23 protein-coding genes are annotated in these 16,777 nt (G+C 35.5%); 16 read left to right on the top strand and 7 right to left on the bottom strand.

Annotated elements, in window-relative coordinates; all coding sequences use genetic code 11:
• Positions 1 to 38: 38 nt before the first annotated feature.
• Entirely contained in the window at positions 39 to 1,007 is a 969-nt protein-coding gene (locus JOD96_RS05085; protein WP_209563188.1) for a hydrogen peroxide-inducible genes activator, read from the bottom strand.
• A gap of 133 nt (positions 1,008 to 1,140) precedes the next feature.
• On the opposite strand from JOD96_RS05085, the gene JOD96_RS05090 reads away from it, so the two are divergent.
• Positions 1,141 to 1,560: an OsmC family protein gene (locus JOD96_RS05090; RefSeq protein WP_209563189.1), complete on the top strand. Its 420-nt coding sequence runs from the start codon at positions 1,141 to 1,143 to the stop codon at positions 1,558 to 1,560.
• Positions 1,561 to 1,600: 40 nt separating this feature from the next.
• On the top strand, positions 1,601 to 2,395 hold the full coding sequence (locus JOD96_RS05095; RefSeq protein WP_245188350.1) for an alpha/beta hydrolase: 795 nt from the start codon (positions 1,601 to 1,603) through the stop codon (positions 2,393 to 2,395).
• A gap of 47 nt (positions 2,396 to 2,442) precedes the next feature.
• Here the strand turns inward: JOD96_RS05095 and JOD96_RS05100 are convergent, their stop codons facing one another.
• Positions 2,443 to 3,027: a TetR/AcrR family transcriptional regulator gene (locus tag JOD96_RS05100; RefSeq protein WP_209563190.1), complete on the bottom strand. Its 585-nt coding sequence runs from the start codon at positions 3,025 to 3,027 to the stop codon at positions 2,443 to 2,445.
• 126 nt (positions 3,028 to 3,153) lie between these two features.
• On the opposite strand from JOD96_RS05100, the gene JOD96_RS05105 reads away from it, so the two are divergent.
• The 14 genes from JOD96_RS05105 to JOD96_RS05170 all read left to right on the top strand — a co-directional run bounded on the left by JOD96_RS05105 (position 3,154) and on the right by JOD96_RS05170 (position 12,318).
• Complete coding sequence (locus JOD96_RS05105; protein WP_209563191.1) at positions 3,154 to 3,954, top strand: SDR family NAD(P)-dependent oxidoreductase; 801 nt, start codon at positions 3,154 to 3,156, stop codon at positions 3,952 to 3,954.
• Between the two features lie 99 nt (positions 3,955 to 4,053).
• Positions 4,054 to 4,203, top strand: a complete 150-nt coding sequence (locus JOD96_RS05110; RefSeq protein WP_209563192.1) for a hypothetical protein — start codon at positions 4,054 to 4,056, stop codon at positions 4,201 to 4,203.
• Positions 4,187 to 4,681, top strand: coding sequence for a DUF6169 family protein (locus tag JOD96_RS05115; RefSeq protein WP_209563193.1), 495 nt, complete (start codon positions 4,187 to 4,189; stop codon positions 4,679 to 4,681). Before JOD96_RS05110 ends, JOD96_RS05115 begins: the two co-directional genes overlap by 17 nt.
• A 118-nt stretch (positions 4,682 to 4,799) precedes the next feature.
• Positions 4,800 to 5,447, top strand: a complete 648-nt coding sequence (locus JOD96_RS05120; protein ID WP_209563194.1) for an NAD-dependent epimerase/dehydratase family protein — start codon at positions 4,800 to 4,802, stop codon at positions 5,445 to 5,447.
• A gap of 122 nt (positions 5,448 to 5,569) precedes the next feature.
• Positions 5,570 to 6,412: an SDR family NAD(P)-dependent oxidoreductase gene (locus JOD96_RS05125; RefSeq protein ID WP_209563195.1), complete on the top strand. Its 843-nt coding sequence runs from the start codon at positions 5,570 to 5,572 to the stop codon at positions 6,410 to 6,412.
• A gap of 105 nt (positions 6,413 to 6,517) precedes the next feature.
• Positions 6,518 to 7,435: a helix-turn-helix domain-containing protein gene (locus JOD96_RS05130; RefSeq protein WP_209563196.1), complete on the top strand. Its 918-nt coding sequence runs from the start codon at positions 6,518 to 6,520 to the stop codon at positions 7,433 to 7,435.
• A gap of 19 nt (positions 7,436 to 7,454) precedes the next feature.
• On the top strand, positions 7,455 to 7,667 hold the full coding sequence (locus JOD96_RS05135; protein WP_209563197.1) for a helix-turn-helix domain-containing protein: 213 nt from the start codon (positions 7,455 to 7,457) through the stop codon (positions 7,665 to 7,667).
• A gap of 42 nt (positions 7,668 to 7,709) precedes the next feature.
• Positions 7,710 to 8,288, top strand: a complete 579-nt coding sequence (locus tag JOD96_RS05140) for a Crp/Fnr family transcriptional regulator (protein ID WP_209563198.1) — start codon at positions 7,710 to 7,712, stop codon at positions 8,286 to 8,288.
• A 93-nt stretch (positions 8,289 to 8,381) separates the two neighbouring features.
• On the top strand, positions 8,382 to 8,915 hold the full coding sequence (locus JOD96_RS05145; protein WP_209563199.1) for a YceI family protein: 534 nt from the start codon (positions 8,382 to 8,384) through the stop codon (positions 8,913 to 8,915).
• Positions 8,916 to 8,927: 12 nt separating this feature from the next.
• A complete protein-coding gene (locus JOD96_RS05150) occupies positions 8,928 to 9,146 on the top strand; it encodes a tautomerase family protein (protein ID WP_209563200.1) in 219 nt (72 codons plus the stop codon).
• Positions 9,147 to 9,162: 16 nt separating this feature from the next.
• On the top strand, positions 9,163 to 9,903 hold the full coding sequence (locus JOD96_RS05155; RefSeq protein WP_209563201.1) for an SDR family NAD(P)-dependent oxidoreductase: 741 nt from the start codon (positions 9,163 to 9,165) through the stop codon (positions 9,901 to 9,903).
• Positions 9,904 to 9,980: 77 nt separating this feature from the next.
• Positions 9,981 to 10,355 carry a nuclear transport factor 2 family protein gene (locus JOD96_RS05160; RefSeq protein ID WP_209563202.1) on the top strand — a complete coding sequence of 125 codons (375 nt, stop codon included), beginning with the start codon at positions 9,981 to 9,983 and terminating at the stop codon, positions 10,353 to 10,355.
• Positions 10,356 to 10,361: 6 nt separating this feature from the next.
• Entirely contained in the window at positions 10,362 to 11,432 is a 1,071-nt protein-coding gene (locus JOD96_RS05165) for an NAD(P)H-dependent flavin oxidoreductase (protein ID WP_209563203.1), read from the top strand.
• 490 nt (positions 11,433 to 11,922) lie between these two features.
• Positions 11,923 to 12,318, top strand: a complete 396-nt coding sequence (locus tag JOD96_RS05170) for a DoxX family protein (RefSeq protein WP_209563204.1) — start codon at positions 11,923 to 11,925, stop codon at positions 12,316 to 12,318.
• 203 nt (positions 12,319 to 12,521) lie between these two features.
• Here JOD96_RS05170 and JOD96_RS05175 read toward each other — a convergent pair whose 3' ends face one another.
• From JOD96_RS05175 to JOD96_RS05195, 5 genes are all read right to left on the bottom strand, one after another.
• Positions 12,522 to 13,289 (bottom strand): LytR/AlgR family response regulator transcription factor, encoded by a 768-nt coding sequence (locus JOD96_RS05175; RefSeq protein ID WP_209563205.1) that lies wholly within the window; start codon positions 13,287 to 13,289, stop codon positions 12,522 to 12,524.
• Positions 13,270 to 14,289 carry a sensor histidine kinase gene (locus JOD96_RS05180; RefSeq protein WP_209563206.1) on the bottom strand — a complete coding sequence of 340 codons (1,020 nt, stop codon included), beginning with the start codon at positions 14,287 to 14,289 and terminating at the stop codon, positions 13,270 to 13,272. The genes JOD96_RS05175 and JOD96_RS05180 overlap by 20 nt, the downstream gene beginning before the upstream one ends.
• A 76-nt stretch (positions 14,290 to 14,365) precedes the next feature.
• Complete coding sequence (locus tag JOD96_RS05185; RefSeq protein ID WP_209563207.1) at positions 14,366 to 15,124, bottom strand: DUF1223 domain-containing protein; 759 nt, start codon at positions 15,122 to 15,124, stop codon at positions 14,366 to 14,368.
• A gap of 57 nt (positions 15,125 to 15,181) precedes the next feature.
• Complete coding sequence (locus JOD96_RS05190; RefSeq protein ID WP_209563208.1) at positions 15,182 to 15,592, bottom strand: organic hydroperoxide resistance protein; 411 nt, start codon at positions 15,590 to 15,592, stop codon at positions 15,182 to 15,184.
• A gap of 66 nt (positions 15,593 to 15,658) precedes the next feature.
• Positions 15,659 to 16,669 (bottom strand): alpha/beta fold hydrolase, encoded by a 1,011-nt coding sequence (locus JOD96_RS05195; protein WP_209563209.1) that lies wholly within the window; start codon positions 16,667 to 16,669, stop codon positions 15,659 to 15,661.
• Positions 16,670 to 16,777: the final 108 nt, after the last annotated feature.

Below are 16,777 nucleotides of genomic sequence, written 5' to 3' on the forward strand. Positions count from 1 at the left end.
TTTTATACCAAATTCTGATCAAATATTTTAGATACAGATTATAACTTACTTATAGCATCTACAAAATAAGGCGAATCATTCCATCTGATTTTCCTGTAACTGAAATTTTCTTTTAAAGATTCCGGAAGACAGTTCCAAATTGCCTGATTCATTTTTTCTAATAATAATTTTTTCGAGAAAGTATCCGAAACCACAAAACTGATTTCACGGACTGGTTTTGGTTCTTTAAATGGTTTAAAAAGTTCTGTTTCTTTTTCATTTAAAATAGAAAGCTGCGGAATAATGGCAAACCCCAATTCGGCACGTACCAGATTTTTTAAAGTTTCTATAGAACTGATATCATAACTAAACTGTTCTTTTATTTTTCCTGTATTTTTTAATCCGCAGATATCCAGCAATTGTGCATTATAACAATATTCATTCTGAAGCAACAGTAACATTGGTTTGTCGCCGGGCTGAATTTCGTAAAAACGTTCCCCTGCCATCGGATGATCTTTATTAAGATACGCAACAAAAGGTTCCTGAAATATAGGATGTTCGATGAGGTTTTTGTTCCCGGTTGGTGTCGCCATAATCGCCACATCAATTGCACCAGTTTCTACGTCATGCATCAATTGACCCGTGTTGGCCTCCTTTATAATAAAATGGACTTTTGGTGTTGTTTCTTTCATTACTTTAATAAACAACGGAACCAAATAAGGAGATAAAGTCGAAATCACCCCAATTTTCAATTCGCCTTCCAAAGCATTTTTTTCATTCACAACAAAATCACGAATTTCATTTGTCTCCCGCAAAATCTTTTTAGCTCTGCTGATAATCTCTTTCCCAAGTTCGGTTGGCGTTAAAGGAACTTTATTCCGGTCAAAAATTTTAATTCCGATTTCTTCCTCAAGATTTTTTAACTGGATGGTTAATCCCGGTTGCGAAACCATACAAACCTCTGCAGCTCTTGCAAAATGGCGTTCTTCATCGAGAGCTACAATGTATTTTAATTGCTGAATTGTCATGATTATAAATTTATTTTATAAAGGTACAAAATTATTAATTTGATTAATAAATACATCCGGCATAAATTTGTCTCATCAAATCAGAACAATGATTTAAAAAATAATTAATCAACAATAATAAAATTTAGAAAACATGAAATTTACAAGAACAGCAATCGCAAATTGGAAAGGTACAGGAATGGAAGGAAACGGAAAAATCAGTACGCAAAGCACAACATTAGACAACGCACAATTATCTTTTAAAACAAGATTCGCAGAAGGTGTAGGAACAAACCCGGAAGAATTAATTGCAGCAGCGCACTCAGGCTGTTTTACCATGCAGCTAAGCTTTTTATTATCTGAAGCAGGTTTTGTACCAGAAGATTTAAACACAAAAGCAAAAGTAACTTTAGAAGACGGAACAATTACTTTGATCCAGTTAGAATTAGAAGGAAAAGTTCCGGGAATCTCAGAAGAACAATTTCAGGAACTGGCTCAGAAATCAAAAGCAATCTGCCCTATTTCAAAATTATTAAATACAGAAATCACTTTATCAATCGTATTAACAGCATAATTTCAACACAAATTAATTTTTAATTTTAAATTCAAATAAAATGAAAACAATCGCATTAAAAGAACAATTGAACCGCTATTTCATGTTCGCCGTATTATTTTTCTCTTTCTTCTTTTCAGCAGCAATTACTGCTCAGACTGCTCCCGTTATAAAAAATGTAGTGCTGGTTCATGGCGCTTTCGCAGACGGTTCCGGTTACAGAGGATTATATGATATTTTAACCAAAAAAGGATATCATGTAACTGTAGTTCAAAATCCACTTTCTTCTCTTGCAGATGACGTAAGAGTAACTAATTTAGCTTTGGACAAACAAGACGGACCAACCATTTTAGCCGGACATTCATGGGGAGGAACTGTAATCACAGAAGCCGGAAATCACCCAAAAGTAGCGGCATTGGTTTATATTGCTGCCATACAGCCAGATAACGGGGAAAACTCTGTACAATGGTTGCAAACTGCGCCTCCAGCTCCTGAAAATGGTGTTTTAGCTCCGGACGATAAAGGAATTGTTTATTACGATAAAGATAAATTTCACGCAGGATTTGCAGGCGACCTTCCAAAAGATCAAACCGATTTTATGTTTGCTTCACAAGGTGCATTTGTTGCCCAGGGTTTTGGAACACCAATTACAAAAGCAGCATGGAGAGATAAACCAGCTTACGGAATTGTTGCTACAGAAGACAAAAGCATCGAGCCAAGTGTACAACGCACTATGTACAAACGTTCTAACACAAAAATTACTGAAATAAAAGGAAGTCACGTAGTATTTATTTCTCAGCCAAAAGCAGTTGCTGAGGTAATTATTACAGCGTCAAAAGAAGTGGCTAAAAAATAATTTCTTAAAAAAGGTTAATTAAACTCCGGCAATCGTCGGAGTTTTTTTTATTTATGCCCGCAAAGTATTCTTGCCGCATCTTTGGCTAGTTTTACTGTATCGGCATTTCTTGTGACTTTACTTCTTATAATTGCACCTTCAAAAAGCATCATAATCTGAACTACCAGATCTTTGTAGTTTGGTATACTGGCTTTTTCTAAAGTAGTTTCTAATATTTTCTCAAGACCCGCCGTATAATTGTCGCAGCTTGTCTCAATCTCTTTCGCCTTATTAACATATTCGGTTTTGGCATTCATTACAAAACAGCCGTTTGCATGCCCTTCTGCTACTCTTTCTGCCAGAAAATCAAAAATACGCAAAACCTTTTCTACCGGATTTGCCTTTGGATCCTGATTGATATAAGCTAAAAGCAATTCACTCATAAACGATCTATAATGATCTATTGTAGCGAGAATTAAACCTTCCTTAGAACCAAAATGTTTGTATAAAGTTCGCTTAGAAATTCCGGTTCCCTCCATAACCGTATCTACACCGGTTGCATGAAAACCATTTTTATAAAATGTATCAAAAGCAAATTTTACCATTTCCTCCCGTTTTAGGGACTTCGCTGAGGGTTGTAATTTTTTTTCCATTTTTTTATTCATTTTATTTTGCAAATGTAAACAGTTCTGTATACATTTGCAAGTGTAAACAGATTAGTTTACATTTTGAATTAAATTTAAACCAATCAGAATAACAATTTAAAAACATAAAAAATCATGAAAACAAACAATGTATTAGGAACCGCGGTTGTAACAGGAGCATCATCAGGGTTAGGAAAAGTATTTGCAGAAAGACTGGCAAAACGAGGATACGATTTAAAACTGGTAGCACGTCGTGCAGACAAATTAAATGAACTTGCCGAAGTACTTCGCGCAAAATATGGTGTAACAGTTACCAATTACACAGCAGATTTAAGCAATACAACAGATTTAGAAAAAATAGCAGCTGATATTCAAGATGATCCAAATATCATTTTCTTAATCAACAACGCCGGAACTTCTACCCTTGCTCCTGTCTCCCAAACTTCTGTTGCAAAACAAAAAGAAATGATTGATGTTAATATTACCTCTCTCGTATTGTTGTCCAATGCTGTTTTGCCAGGGTTTATAAAACGCAACGAAGGAACTTTAATTAATATTGGTTCTGTCCTTGGGGCTTATACTTTGCCAATAAGCAGTGTTTACAGTGGTACAAAAGGTTTCGTCGTGCAATATACACGCGGTTTACAGGAAGAAGTAAAAGGAACTAACATCAAAGTACAGTTAGTAAATCCGTCTATTACCGCAACTGAAATCTGGGAAGTGGGCGGAGTTCCGCTATCTGCTTTGGATCAGGCTGCTATCATGACAACCGAAGATTGTGTTGATGCAGCACTTGCCGGATTAGATGCCGGAGAACTGGTTACTTTTCCGTCTGTTCACAATCAGCAATTAATTGATGTTTATGAAGATGCCCGTATTAAATTATTCACTGGCTCTCAAACCGGAAAACCTGCTGAACGCTATTTGCAAAACTAATCTGCTCTTTTTTTATATCTCCAAACCAGAAGTTTGTTGCTTCTGGTTTTTGTTTTTATATTTATTTTTAAATTAAAAAAAATAAATTATTTTTGTAAGATGAATAAGATAGTTGTAAATAAAAAATCTGTTATTGAATCTGTTGCCAAAATGGCTGAAGATAAAGCTATCGTGCGTTCCTACCTAAAAGGCAATATTCCTTTAGAATCATTAAAAGAAAAAGGAATTACTCTTGCCAAACCCCTATAATTACTCCTTCAACGATAGTACACAATCTTATCATTTTTTAACCAAAAATAATATAGATTATCGCGTTGCATTTATTGATGACCAAACTTTTAGCGCTGTCTCTGGTATCGAAATGCAAAATATCTATCAAATAATTATTGAAAAAGTTGAAGACAAAAGGGAAAAATTTGATAGTCAGGTTTCTTCAACAATTCAATCCATCGTTTTATCATTTTTTAAAAACTCACAAAATGCAATGATTTATATTTGTGATGACAAAGATGATAAAGGAAAAAAAAGATTTAATGCTTTTGAAAGATGGTATAAAAACTGCGAATCTAATGGATTCATAAATAAAATTAATAATGTTATCGTTTGTTATACAGAAGAAAAGCATTGGACATTATATACTTCGCTTTTGTATCATGAAGATAATTCTAATAAAGATACAATTGTAGAAGTTTATCATACATTGCAGGAAATATTAAACGATAAATAAGAATTTCTGAACCATCAAACAAAGCAAAAAGAACTTTTCAGCAAAGTAATTTGTTTCTGTTAAAGTGAAATTTGCAGACAGAAAATACTATATTCATATTAATTTGTAAAACAACATCATGAAAGTAATTATTACAGGCGCAACAGGAATGGTTGGTGAAGGTGTTTTATTGGAATGTCTTGACAATTATGCCGTAAAAAAGGTATTGATGATCAATAGAAAACCATCTGGAATTAAACATCCTAAACTGGAAGAACTGATCGTTTTGGATTTTATGCAATTAAGCCGGTATGCCGATGCACTGCAGGGATACGATGCTTGTTTCTATTGTGCAGGCGTGAGTTCTGTTGGTATGAATGAAATAAAATATACGTATGTAACTTACGATACCACTTTGGCGTTTGCAAGAGCATTGTCTGAAATAAACCAAAACATGGTTTTTAATTTCGTTACCGGAAGTCATACTGATACATCTGAAAACGGAAAAGTAATGTGGGCACGTGTAAAAGGAAAAACTGAAAATGATTTGATGAAACTTCCTTTTAGAGGGCAATATAACTTTCGTCCGGGGTTTATGAAACCTTTTAAGGGACAGCAAAATATCAAACCTTTTTTCAAAATTATAATTCCGCTTTTTCCGCTTTTGTTTCCCAAAAAATCATTGACTTTACAAGATGTCGGAAAAGCCATGATCAATACCGTAAAAGAAGGTTATCCAAAACAAATCTTAGAAATAGAAGATATAAAAATACTGGCAGACCTTTAACAAAGGCTCAAAAACAAAAGTTCTCAAAATTGGCTACAACAACCACAGAAATGGCTACATCCAACTTCTGAATCCGTCACATCTTTGCAGTGTAAATATTTAATCATTTAAAAATTAAAAAAATGGACACTAAAAAAGTATGGTTTGTAACCGGAGCATCAAAAGGATTAGGTTTAACTCTTGTAAAAGAATTATTGCATGAAGGTTATCAGGTTGCTGCAACTTCAAGAAATGCCAATGATCTTACTAATGAAATTGGTGAAAATGAAAATTTCCTGGCACTTGAAACCGATATTGTCAATGAAAAAAGTGTAGAAAACGCCATCTCATCTGCATTGCAAAAATTTGGTTCTATAGATGTAGTTGTAAACAATGCCGGATACGGACAATTGGGAACTCTGGAAGAGTTGAGCGATACAGAAGCACGTCAGAATTTTGATGCCAATGTATTTGGAACCTTAAATGTTATCAGAAGTGTAATGCCTCATTTTCGCAATAAAAAATCAGGACACATTATCAATATTTCTTCTATTGCAGGTTTTCTGGGCGCATTTCCGGGTTGGGGAATTTACAATGCAACCAAATTTGCTGTAGCAGGTTTAACGGAAGCACTTTCTGCAGAAGTAAAATCTATGGGAATCTCTGCAACTATTGTTTATCCGGGTTATTTTAAAACAAATTTCTTATTGAAAGGTTCTCTTAAACTTGCCGAAAATCCGATTCAGGATTACAAAGAAGCCAGAGAATTAGAAGTAATTCATGAAACTCAGATAATAGGAAATCAGCCTGGAAGCCCAGAAAAAGCAGCAACAGCTTTTATCAAACTGGCCGAAACCCAAAATCCGCCGCTTCACTTATTCTTAGGTTCTGATTCTTTTGGAATGGCGCAAAACAAAATTGAAATACTTCAAAATGAATTGAATACAAACAAAGAATGGAGTTTTTCTACTGATTTTGAAAAATAATAATTGCCCGATCAGCTTAAAGAAAAATAAAACTAAAAATAGGGTTGTAAAATTATAACCCTATTTTTATACTTTCAATTAATCATTTGAAAAGATAGTATTAAAATGAAAAACAACATTCACAGATTTAATTCGATTAGTGAATTTCACAAACTAAGCGGACTTCCAAAGCCGGAACACCCGCTGGTTAGTCTGGTTGATTACGGCAAAGTAGATTATCAGACGGATAATGATGAAATATCATGGGTTCAGAATTTTTATTCGGTTGGACTGAAACGAAACATAAACGGTAAATTCAAATACGGACAGCAACAATATGATTTTGACGAAGGTTTAATGTCATTTGTTTCACCGGGACAGCTTGTAAATATTAGTATTGACAGAACCGAAAAAATAAAACCAACAGGATTTCTGCTGTGTATTCATCCCGATTTTCTCTGGAATACGCCTTTGGCTAAAAAAATAAAGCAATATGACTTTTTTAGTTATGCTATAAATGAAGCATTGTTTATGTCTGAAAAAGAAGAAAATAGTATTGAAGGAATCATGCAGATCATCCAACAGGAATATCATTCTAACATTGACAAATTCAGCCAGAATATTATTATTGCTCAAATAGAATTATTGCTTAATTACTGCGAGAGATTTTACCAGCGTCAGTTTATCACCCGAAAAATTAGCAGTCATCAGATTCTGGACCGTTTAGAAGAAATCCTGACAAACTATTTTGAAAGCAATGATTTGCAAAACAAAGGATTACCAAATGTGCAGTATATTTCTAATGAGTTAAACGTATCGGCCACTTATTTGAGCAGCCTTCTAAAAGTACTGACCGGAAAAAGTACACAACATCACATACACGAAAAATTAATCGAAAAAGCAAAGGAAAAGCTTTCTACGACTTCTTTGACCGTAAGCGAGATTGCTTTTGATCTTGGTTTTGAACATTCGCAATCTTTTAGTAAATTATTCAAATCAAAAACTAAGGTTTCTCCTGTTGAGTTTAGACAGTCTTTTAATTAATTTAAAAAAGTAATTAAAATTGAAAGAAACCATACAGCAAAAAGTCGGAAAGAGAATTCAGGAAATAAGAATGGCAAAAAATATTTCTCAGCAAGAATTGGCATCAAAATGTAATTTTGAAAAAAGCAATATGTCGAGACTCGAAAAAGGAAATGCCAATGCAACACTTTCAACTCTTGAAAAAGTTTGTGATGCATTGCAAATAGATTATTTTGAATTATTCAAATTCTAGAATAACTTAACTAATTTTACTGCCTATACCAATTCTAAAAAAATGCAAGCCAAAGCCCTCTTAAAAGACCACGTATCAAAAATTGCATCACTGACAGATGAAGAATTTGATTATTTCTTTTCGCATTTTAAGCCGGAAACTTTTAAAAAAGGGCAAAGCATTATTAGTGAAGGACAGCTAGTTGACAAAGAATATTTTGTAATCGATGGCTGCCTGAAGGCTTTCTTTGTAAACGACGAAGTCAAAATGTACATCTTACAGTTTGCCATGCCAACCTGGTGGGCGTCTGATTATGCGGCACTTTACAACAATACAAAAGCCACTATAAATGTAGACTGCGTTTCGGATGCAGAGATACTTTCACTTTCTAATAGTGACCGCGAGAAAATCTGCAGTGAATTGCATCAGGCAGAACATTTCTTTAGATGGAGAACCAACAAAGGGTATGTAGCCGCTCAGAAAAGACTGCTTTCTTTTATGAACAACGACACCAAAACCAGATACGAAGAACTTCTTGCGCTCTACCCTGCACTTTACAATACTGTACCCAAACATTTAATCGCTGCTTATCTGGGCGTTTCCAGAGAAACGTTGAGCCGGTTATACAACTCTTCAAAATAGGCCTTTTACGAATGTGATCTACATCACGTAACCAATCTGTAATATCGCCATTCCTTTGTACTATAAATTAATAACAATTTAAAGTACAACAATATGGAAACTCAAAATTTTAAAATTGCAAATGCTCAAAGCAGCGTAAACTGGATCGGTAAAAAAGTAACTGGTTCACACAATGGAACAATCAATATCGAAGAAGGAAACTTCACTTTTACAAACGGTGATCTTACCGGAGGAAAAGTGGTAATCGATACTACTTCTATCGTAATCCTCGACGTGACAGATCCGGCAACTAATCAACAATTTGCAGGACATTTGGCTTCTGATGATTTCTTCTCAACAGATAAATTCAAAACAGCATTTTTAGACATTACTTCAGTGTCAAAACAATCTTCTGATAATTATTTTGTTGAAGGTAACCTGACTATCAAAGCCATCACTCATCCTATCGGTTTTAATTTGGCAGTAAATAAAAATAGCGATGACCTTAAAGCTTTTGGTAAAATCATTATCGATCGTACTAAATACGATATGAAATTCCGCTCTGGAAATTTCTTTACCAATCTTGGTGATACTTTGATTTATAACGAATTTGAATTGGACGTTGACCTTACCGCAAAACTTACTTAATTCTTAGAAATCATGCCATACGTAAAAATTGAGCTCACACGCGAAGGCGTTACCAGAGAGCAAAAACAGCAGCTTATTGCCGGAATAACCAATCTTATTACCGACGTATTAGACAAGGATCCCAATCTTACACATGTTGTGATTCAGGAAATAGAATTAGATGACTGGGGTTTTGCAGGCGAACAGGTTTCGGTACTGCGTGAAAAAGGAGTCACAGCTCAAAAAAAATAATTTAAAAGTAAAAGAAATGAAAACAATAATAATAACCGGTGCTTCTACCGGAATCGGAAAAGCAATTGCGGAACTATTTTTGGCAAAAGGCCATAATCTGATAATCAATTCAGCCAATGCAGCCAATCTTGAAAATACTTATAAAGAGCTAAATAATCCTGATAAAGTAGCAATGGTTGCTGGTGATATAAGTCTTATTGCAACCGGAAAAAAATTAGTCGAAACAGCTGTACAACGTTTTGGAGCTGTCGATGTTTTAATCAATAATGCAGGGATTTTTGAACCAAAATCATTTTTGGATGTAGAAGAAAAAGACCTTGATAAGTTTTTAAATATCAACTTAAAAGGTACTTTTTTTACCAGTCAGGCAGCCGTAAAACAAATGTTAAACCAGGGACAAGGATCGATAATTAATATCGGAACTGTATTGGTGGACCACGCAATTGATGGTTTCCCTGCAACTGCTCCTATTTCTAGCAAAGGCGGAATTCATGCCTTAACTAGACAGCTTGCCGCTGAATTCGGGAAAAACAATATTCGTGTCAATGCGATTGCTCCCGGAATTATCAGAAGTCCGCTGCAGGCAAAAACCGGAGTTAACAATGCCGATTCGCTAGCAGGTTTACACTTACTAAATCGTATTGGAGAAACCAGCGATGTAGCAGATTTGGCCCTATATCTTGCCGAGAGCAATTTTGTTACCGGAGAAATCATTAATTTAGATGGCGGACACGTTTCCGGTCACAGCATACTTTAATTTTTATAAATCTAAACCTGTCGGGTGTAAAAAAAAATTATTAATCACACCCGCCGGGTTCATTTAATTTCAAAATCATGGACAATTTTAGTACAAGTGCAGCCTTAATTACTGCTTTGATTATGAATTATTTTAATGGTGTTTACAATGGTGATACTGCATTGTTGGAAAAAGCTTTTCACCCAAAAGCGCTAATCGTTGGAGACATTAAGGGACTTCCCTATTTTAAAACCCGGGATCAATATCTTGAAGGCGTAAAAAATCGTAAGAGTCCTCACGAACTTGGAGAGAAATTCAAAATGGAAATCATATCTTTGGAAATCATCAATAATACGGCTGTAGCCAAAGTGAAAGTTCCGATATTTGAATATAACTATTACGATCAGCTAAGCCTTGCTATTGTTGATGGCAAATGGGTTATAGTAAACAAATTGCTAACACACGTAAATTAATAAGTGATGTGGAATTCAACTAAAATAACACAATTACTAGGCATAAAATATCCTATTCTGCAGGGCCCAATGGGCGTTGGTTATTCAACTGCCGCTTTACTGGCTTCGGTGAGCAATGCAGGCGGACTTGGAAGTTACGGTGCTTATACATTAACACCCGAAGAAATTCTGGAAGCTGACAAAAGTATCAAAGCGGCAACAAACAAACCCTATAACATTAATCTATGGGTAAATGATGTTGACAAAACGCTGGCTAATTTCCCTCAGGAGAAAATAGAGAAAATCAAACAAATCTATAAACCGTATTTTGACGAATTAGGGATTCCGTTACCGGATTTATCTTCTGATATTCCGTCGAAATTTGAAAAACAGGTGGAAGTTTTATTTGAAATAAAACCTGCTGTCTTCAGTTTTATATTCGGAATTCCATCTCAGGAAATTCTCAAAGAAAGCCGAAGATTAGGCATAAAAACAGTGGGAGGCGCAACAACTTTAGAAGAAGCACTTGCTCTTGAAGATGCACAAGTAGATGCGATTGTCGCGTCAGGTTTTGAAGCCGGAGGCCACAGGCCCTCTTTCTTAAGACCAGCTCAGGATTCTTTTACCGGATTATTTACGCTTTTACAGCAATTAAAAGCAAAAATCAAAACCCCAATAATAGCTGCTGGCGGAATCACTGATGCCAAAGGTATTGCGGCTGCACTAACCTTAGGTGCCGATGCCGTACAATTGGGTACTGCTTTTATGGTAACAGATCAGTCTGGTGCGCATCCGATTCATAAAGAAGTATTGTTTTCCGGTGCTTTAAACCATACTACAGTTTCAAAATCCCTGACCGGAAGAATGGGCCGAATGGTGAGCAATCGCATTTCTGAAGGTGTTCCTTTTGAAACAGAAGTCCTGCCTTTTCCTTTACAAACCAAATTAATCGCTCCGCTAAGAGTGGCTGCGTTGGCACAGAACAGAACCGATATGATTAGTTTTTGGTCCGGTCAGAACAACAATTCCTTAAAACATCATGACGCTGATGAACTCATGCAGGAGCTAATTAAAGAAACGGGGAATTTGATAAAATAAATTAACCTGGAAGTTTTTTTACCGCTAAGGTTTTTTACCGCAAAGTTCGCTAAGGTTTTTTTTTAGATGCTTTGAACATAGTTTAAGTTCGCAAAGTTTTGAAGGTCTGCAAAACATTGCCAACGGTTTCAACCGTTGGAGCACAATATTGCCAAGTATATATCGACAATACATATTCAAAATGCGCATCCAAAATACGTATCCCACGGTTGAAACCGTGGGATATATTTAAAAACTTTGCGAACTTAAACTATGCTCATAGTATCTTAAAAAAAACCTTCGCGAACTTTGCGGTAAAAAAAACTTCGCGGTAAAAAAAACTTCGCGGTAAAAAAACTTTGCAGTAAAAAAAAAATGCAATAAAAAAAAACTCAAAATACGCATTGTCTGTTTCGTCTTTTATTTTGTCCGGTTCGGCTTATTATTGATATTTTATTTAGCGCATTCGACGCATTTTTGTCCCGTTAAATAACTTAAACAATTAAAAATCATGAACACAAAATCAACAAAAATCATTTACTGGACAGGAATCATATTAACTTCATTATGGTTTGGCGCAAGCGGATTATTTGAATTAACCAACAATCCGATTGTTTGGGGAATCACACAACAATTGGGTTATCCGGCACATTTTATTTATATACTTGGTGTATTTAAATTGTCGGGAGTTATCACCTTATTAATCCCAAATAAATTACTCCGATTAAAAGAATGGGTATTTGCAGGCGTCTTTTTCGACATTATTTTTGCCTTCTTTTCTAAAATTGCCGTGCTTGGTTTTTCGGCAGCAGCAGATGCAATTATTGCTTTTGTAATGGTAAGCGTTACGTATATTATGTTCAGAAAATTATATACAGCAACTTATAGTCCTGCAGTGGTAAACTAAATTACTTTCAACAAAACAAAATTGCCTGAGTTTTGTCCCAGGCAATTTGTTTATTTAAACTTTAATCAAAATGAAAAAAATCATTCTTATCATCAGCTTTATATTATCGGCTCTTTTCTTTTTGAGCTGTTTTATGTTTCCGGAATTATAAACACCAAAAAAAATCGAACCAATTAATTTGTCCTGTTTGATAAATTAATTGGTTATCTGTTTTCCAGCCAGCTCAAAAAAGCGGTTGTTTTCTCTTTTCCAATCAATAATTTTTCTTCTGTCGGGATAGTTAATTTAATGATCAGCTTACGCGAAAAATAATGCTCTGCCTCTCTGATAGCCAAAAAATTGACCAGATACTGCCTGTTGATCCTAAAGAATTGCGTCGGTGATAATAATTTATGAACCTCGTCTAACGATTGTGTAATCTGATATTCATTTTTATCAAAAGTCATAATCGTTGGCGTTTCATATTTAATATAAAAAAAAGCAATATTCTCAGTTTGCACGGTTTGGTATTTGTTGTTTTTAAAAACCAAAAAACTGCTTTTCCCTGTATTCTCTCCCGTTCTGGTTAGCAAGTACTCAAAATCCGGTATCATTTTTTTATTGCGCTGAAAAAAGTTTTTCAGTTCGCCGGCTTTTTTAATCGCACCCGAAATACTTTCTCTCGAAAAAGGCTTTAGTACATAATCAATTCCATTCGATTTAAAAGCCTCAATTGCATAATCATCAAAAGCAGTGCAGAATATTACAGGCGACAGCACCTCTACGCTTTTGAAGATTTCAAAACACTGTCCATCTGCCAATTGTATGTCCATAAAAATAAGATCCGGCTGGTCATGCTCCAAAAGATAACTCACCGCTCCGTCTATACTTTGTATATATGATAAAATCTGGGCATCGGGTCTGATACTCAAAATTAGCTGGCCCAGGGCTTTGGCTGTTTTTACTTCATCTTCAATTATTATGATAGTCATAGATCGTTGGTATTTTTACTTTAAAAATAGTTTCGGTTTTATCAATTTCAATTTCCTTGTGCAGTAAATGCATAAAACGCTGGTTAATATTATCGAGCCCAACACCGGTAGACAAAGCACCTCTTTTGAGCTGAATCTTATTTTCTACCACCAGGAAATTTTCTTCGGTATATAATTTAATTACCAAAGGTTTATCCAGCGATACCACATTGTGTTTGATACAGTTTTCTATTAAAAGCTGTAATGTAAAAGGCGGGATTGCAGCATCATATTGTTTTGCGTCTACTTCATTTTCCAGAACAAATCCGTCCTCAAAACGGGCTTTGAGCAGGTAGACATAAGAATCCAGAATCTGAAGTTCTTCCCTGAGCGAAATCAGGTCCATTTTTCTGCTTTCTAGCGTAAAACGATAAAAATCAGAAAGTTTCAATATAAAATCAGAACTCATGGGATCGTTAATATCCACCATCGATTTTAAAGTATTCAGGCTGTTAAACAAAAAATGCGGATTTACCTGTTGTTTCAACAGTTCGTATTGTGCGCCAAGATTTACAGCTTTCGTACGCTCCAATTCAACACCCATTTGCTGAGTCTGGTAGTTCTGAAAAAGCAGGTGCAGAAACATATACACGATCAGGTTAATTAAAAGCCCTCTCAATTCGAACATTATCGGAGCATCCATTTGGGCAACCTGAAAAAGTTCCTGATGCGCAATTACCAGGATTATCATAACCAGAATTCCCAGTACGACACTTAAAAAAAGTTTTCCGTTCAATAAATTTTTAGACGTGCGCTGTGCTGAAAACTTCGGCAGGCTGTAGATATTATAATACCAGATAAAAACCGAAAAACACAAGGTAATCGAAGAGTTAATGGCAATATCACGCGGTGTTGAAAAGGTGTCAAATAGTTTTGGGATCGAAGCTAAAACTGCCAGCGAAACTGAGCTTCCCCAGATAATCCTGCCGGATACCTCAAAGCGTTTTTTTTGTTTTTCCATTTTATTATAAATCATTAAAGCCTACCCAAAGGTAAGCTTATTTTGAAAATTTAACAGTTGATAGATTATTTATCATTTAGTTGATTATTGCTTTTTCTGCTCCTAAAATTGCCCCTGAATTCATATCCTGAACAAAAGCAATTATTTCAAAATCTTTTATATTAAAATCTTTAGGTTCAGAAATAGTGGTGTTGCCTTTTCCGTTATTTTTTAGAGTAATACTATTAAGCTGTTTTACAATCTGGTAATGTGATAAAATGCGGTGTGCATTCTCCCCTCTCTTTACATTGCTTTTTGCTGATTTTTGCACAACAGCCAACACTAATTTTGTGTTTTTTGAAATTCCGTTTACATTATAACTCAAATTCAGTCTGTTATTGATAGAAATTGCTTCTAGTGAAAATTCAAGATTATCAGGTTTAGACAGCGTGTTTTTAACCGCATTCCTCACCGAAGTTTCATCAGAAGCGATATAATCCTTTTTTCCGTTAACAACCAGTTGAGGCGTATAAATAGGCTCTTTTCCTAACCATTTTGCATAGTCATATTGTCTTTTGGTATAATCGGGATTACTAAAAATATCTTTCCAGCCCTGTCTGTCCCAATAATCTACATGATATGCCAAAACATATACCGGACTGTCTTTGTATTCGTTTTGAATTTTTCCCATTAATTCATCTGCGGGAGGACAGCTCGAACAGCCTTCAGAAGTAAATAATTCTAAAACGGCGAATCCTTTTTGTGGCTTTTTATCCGAATTATTTTGTGCGAAAGCTGAAATTCCGAACAATATAAATAAGACTATAAAAACGGATATTACTTTTATTTTTTTCATGATTTCTAAATTTCTTAAAAAGAAACCTCTTCATGTAGAAGAGGTTTCTGTCTGTAATTAAATAATATTAAGCTCGACATTAATATTTCCTCTTGTAGCTTTAGAATACGGGCAGGTATTGTGTGCTTCTGCAGCAAGAGCCTTTGCCACTTCAGTATCTAATCCCGGAAGACTAATGTTTAAGCGTGCCTGTAATGAATATGCTCCGTCGGTCACAACCAAATCTACTTCTGCATCTACAGCAGTTTCTGCAGGTAATTTGATATTCAATTTTCCGGCTGCAATTCCCATTGCGCCAATAAAACAGGCAGACCAGCCTGCTGCAAATAATTGTTCCGGATTTGTTCCCGGTCTTGAAGATCCCGGAGAAGTCAGTTTTACATTTAAATTGTCATCTGAACTTTTAGATGCCCCTTCTCTTCCTCCTGTTGTGCGTGTTTTTCCTGTGTATAATACTTTTGTTTCCATGTGAATTTTTAATTTTAGATTGTTGATTTTAGATTTTAGATTGTTTTTTGTTATTGTTATTGAATATTATTTTGTTTTTGCAAATCCGTCCACGTCAATAATTGCCTGAGCAAATGATTTCGGGTCTTCTTGTGGTACATTGTGACCAATTCCTTTTAGGATTCTGTGTTCGTATTTCCCTTTAAATTTATTGGCATACGCTTTACCATCCGCGAAAGCACCATCAAAATCACTCCCTATTGTAATTGCAGGAACAGTAATTTCCGGTCTTGCAGACAAACGTTTTTCCAGACTGTCATATTTACTTTCTCCGGCTTCAAGAGATTGGCGCCATCTGTAATTATGAATCACAATGGCTACGTGATCCGGATTATTAAAAGACTGTGCAGTCTGATCGTAAGTTGCCTTGTCGAAATTCCAGATTGGAGAAGCCAGTTTCCAGATCAGTTTATTAAACTCGTAGGTGTTTTGGCTGTATCCTGTTTTTCCTCTTTCGGTTGCAAAATAATATTGGTACCACCATCCGTATTCTGCTGTTGGAGGCAGCGGTTTTAAGTTGGCTTCAAGATTTACCACAATGTAACCGCTTACAGAAACCAATCCGTTTACACGTTCCGGCCAAAGTGCTGCAACCGCTACAGCCGTTCTCGCTCCCCAGTCAAATCCGCCAAAAGTTGCTTTTTTAATTTTCAGGGTGTCCATCAGGGCGATTACATCGGTAGCCAAAGCTGCCTGCTGTCCGCTTCTGAAAGTGTCATCAGATAAGAAACGTGTTGTGCCAAAACCTCTTAAATAAGGCGTAATCACTCTGTAACCTTTTGCCACTAAAACAGGTACGACTTCATTATAACTGTGAATATCATAAGGCCAGCCATGAAGCAGGATTATTGGGCTTCCCGTTGCAGGGCCTGCTTCTGTATATCCTACATTAAGCAGCCCGGCATTGATTTGTTTTAATGTGCCAAGCGAAGGGCTTACTTCGGTTGCTTTATTTTGTATTTCTGATTGTGCATTACTAAAGTTCACACTTAGTAAAAACACTGCAATAAGAACGATTTTGTTTACTATAGTTTTCATATTTTTTGATTTTAGTTTTTTGTATTAGTTAAATTTCTTTGTCAAAGGTATCCTGACAGTCATCGTTTTACAATCAGAAAAAAGGTCAAATGGACAAAGTAAGGGTTG

It is taken from the genome of Flavobacterium sp. 1355 (genome assembly GCF_017833415.1).
Classification (GTDB): Bacteria; Bacteroidota; Bacteroidia; order Flavobacteriales; family Flavobacteriaceae; genus Flavobacterium.

Bases quoted from the DNA above. Each gene is read 5' to 3' on its own strand.
- JOD96_RS05085 (WP_209563188.1), bottom strand. From the start codon at position 1,007: ATGACAATTCAGCAATTAAAATACATTGTAGCTCTCGATGAAGAACGC.
- JOD96_RS05090 (WP_209563189.1), top strand. From the start codon at position 1,141: ATGAAATTTACAAGAACAGCAATCGCAAATTGGAAAGGTACAGGAATG.
- JOD96_RS05095 (WP_245188350.1), top strand. From the start codon at position 1,601: ATGAAAACAATCGCATTAAAAGAACAATTGAACCGCTATTTCATGTTC.
- JOD96_RS05100 (WP_209563190.1), bottom strand. From the start codon at position 3,027: ATGGAAAAAAAATTACAACCCTCAGCGAAGTCCCTAAAACGGGAGGAA.
- JOD96_RS05105 (WP_209563191.1), top strand. From the start codon at position 3,154: ATGAAAACAAACAATGTATTAGGAACCGCGGTTGTAACAGGAGCATCA.
- JOD96_RS05110 (WP_209563192.1), top strand. From the start codon at position 4,054: ATGAATAAGATAGTTGTAAATAAAAAATCTGTTATTGAATCTGTTGCC.
- JOD96_RS05120 (WP_209563194.1), top strand. From the start codon at position 4,800: ATGAAAGTAATTATTACAGGCGCAACAGGAATGGTTGGTGAAGGTGTT.
- JOD96_RS05125 (WP_209563195.1), top strand. From the start codon at position 5,570: ATGGACACTAAAAAAGTATGGTTTGTAACCGGAGCATCAAAAGGATTA.
- JOD96_RS05130 (WP_209563196.1), top strand. From the start codon at position 6,518: ATGAAAAACAACATTCACAGATTTAATTCGATTAGTGAATTTCACAAA.
- JOD96_RS05140 (WP_209563198.1), top strand. From the start codon at position 7,710: ATGCAAGCCAAAGCCCTCTTAAAAGACCACGTATCAAAAATTGCATCA.
- JOD96_RS05145 (WP_209563199.1), top strand. From the start codon at position 8,382: ATGGAAACTCAAAATTTTAAAATTGCAAATGCTCAAAGCAGCGTAAAC.
- JOD96_RS05150 (WP_209563200.1), top strand. From the start codon at position 8,928: ATGCCATACGTAAAAATTGAGCTCACACGCGAAGGCGTTACCAGAGAG.
- JOD96_RS05155 (WP_209563201.1), top strand. From the start codon at position 9,163: ATGAAAACAATAATAATAACCGGTGCTTCTACCGGAATCGGAAAAGCA.
- JOD96_RS05160 (WP_209563202.1), top strand. From the start codon at position 9,981: ATGGACAATTTTAGTACAAGTGCAGCCTTAATTACTGCTTTGATTATG.
- JOD96_RS05165 (WP_209563203.1), top strand. From the start codon at position 10,362: ATGTGGAATTCAACTAAAATAACACAATTACTAGGCATAAAATATCCT.
- JOD96_RS05170 (WP_209563204.1), top strand. From the start codon at position 11,923: ATGAACACAAAATCAACAAAAATCATTTACTGGACAGGAATCATATTA.
- JOD96_RS05175 (WP_209563205.1), bottom strand. From the start codon at position 13,289: ATGACTATCATAATAATTGAAGATGAAGTAAAAACAGCCAAAGCCCTG.
- JOD96_RS05180 (WP_209563206.1), bottom strand. From the start codon at position 14,289: ATGGAAAAACAAAAAAAACGCTTTGAGGTATCCGGCAGGATTATCTGG.
- JOD96_RS05185 (WP_209563207.1), bottom strand. From the start codon at position 15,124: ATGAAAAAAATAAAAGTAATATCCGTTTTTATAGTCTTATTTATATTG.
- JOD96_RS05190 (WP_209563208.1), bottom strand. From the start codon at position 15,592: ATGGAAACAAAAGTATTATACACAGGAAAAACACGCACAACAGGAGGA.
- JOD96_RS05195 (WP_209563209.1), bottom strand. From the start codon at position 16,669: ATGAAAACTATAGTAAACAAAATCGTTCTTATTGCAGTGTTTTTACTA.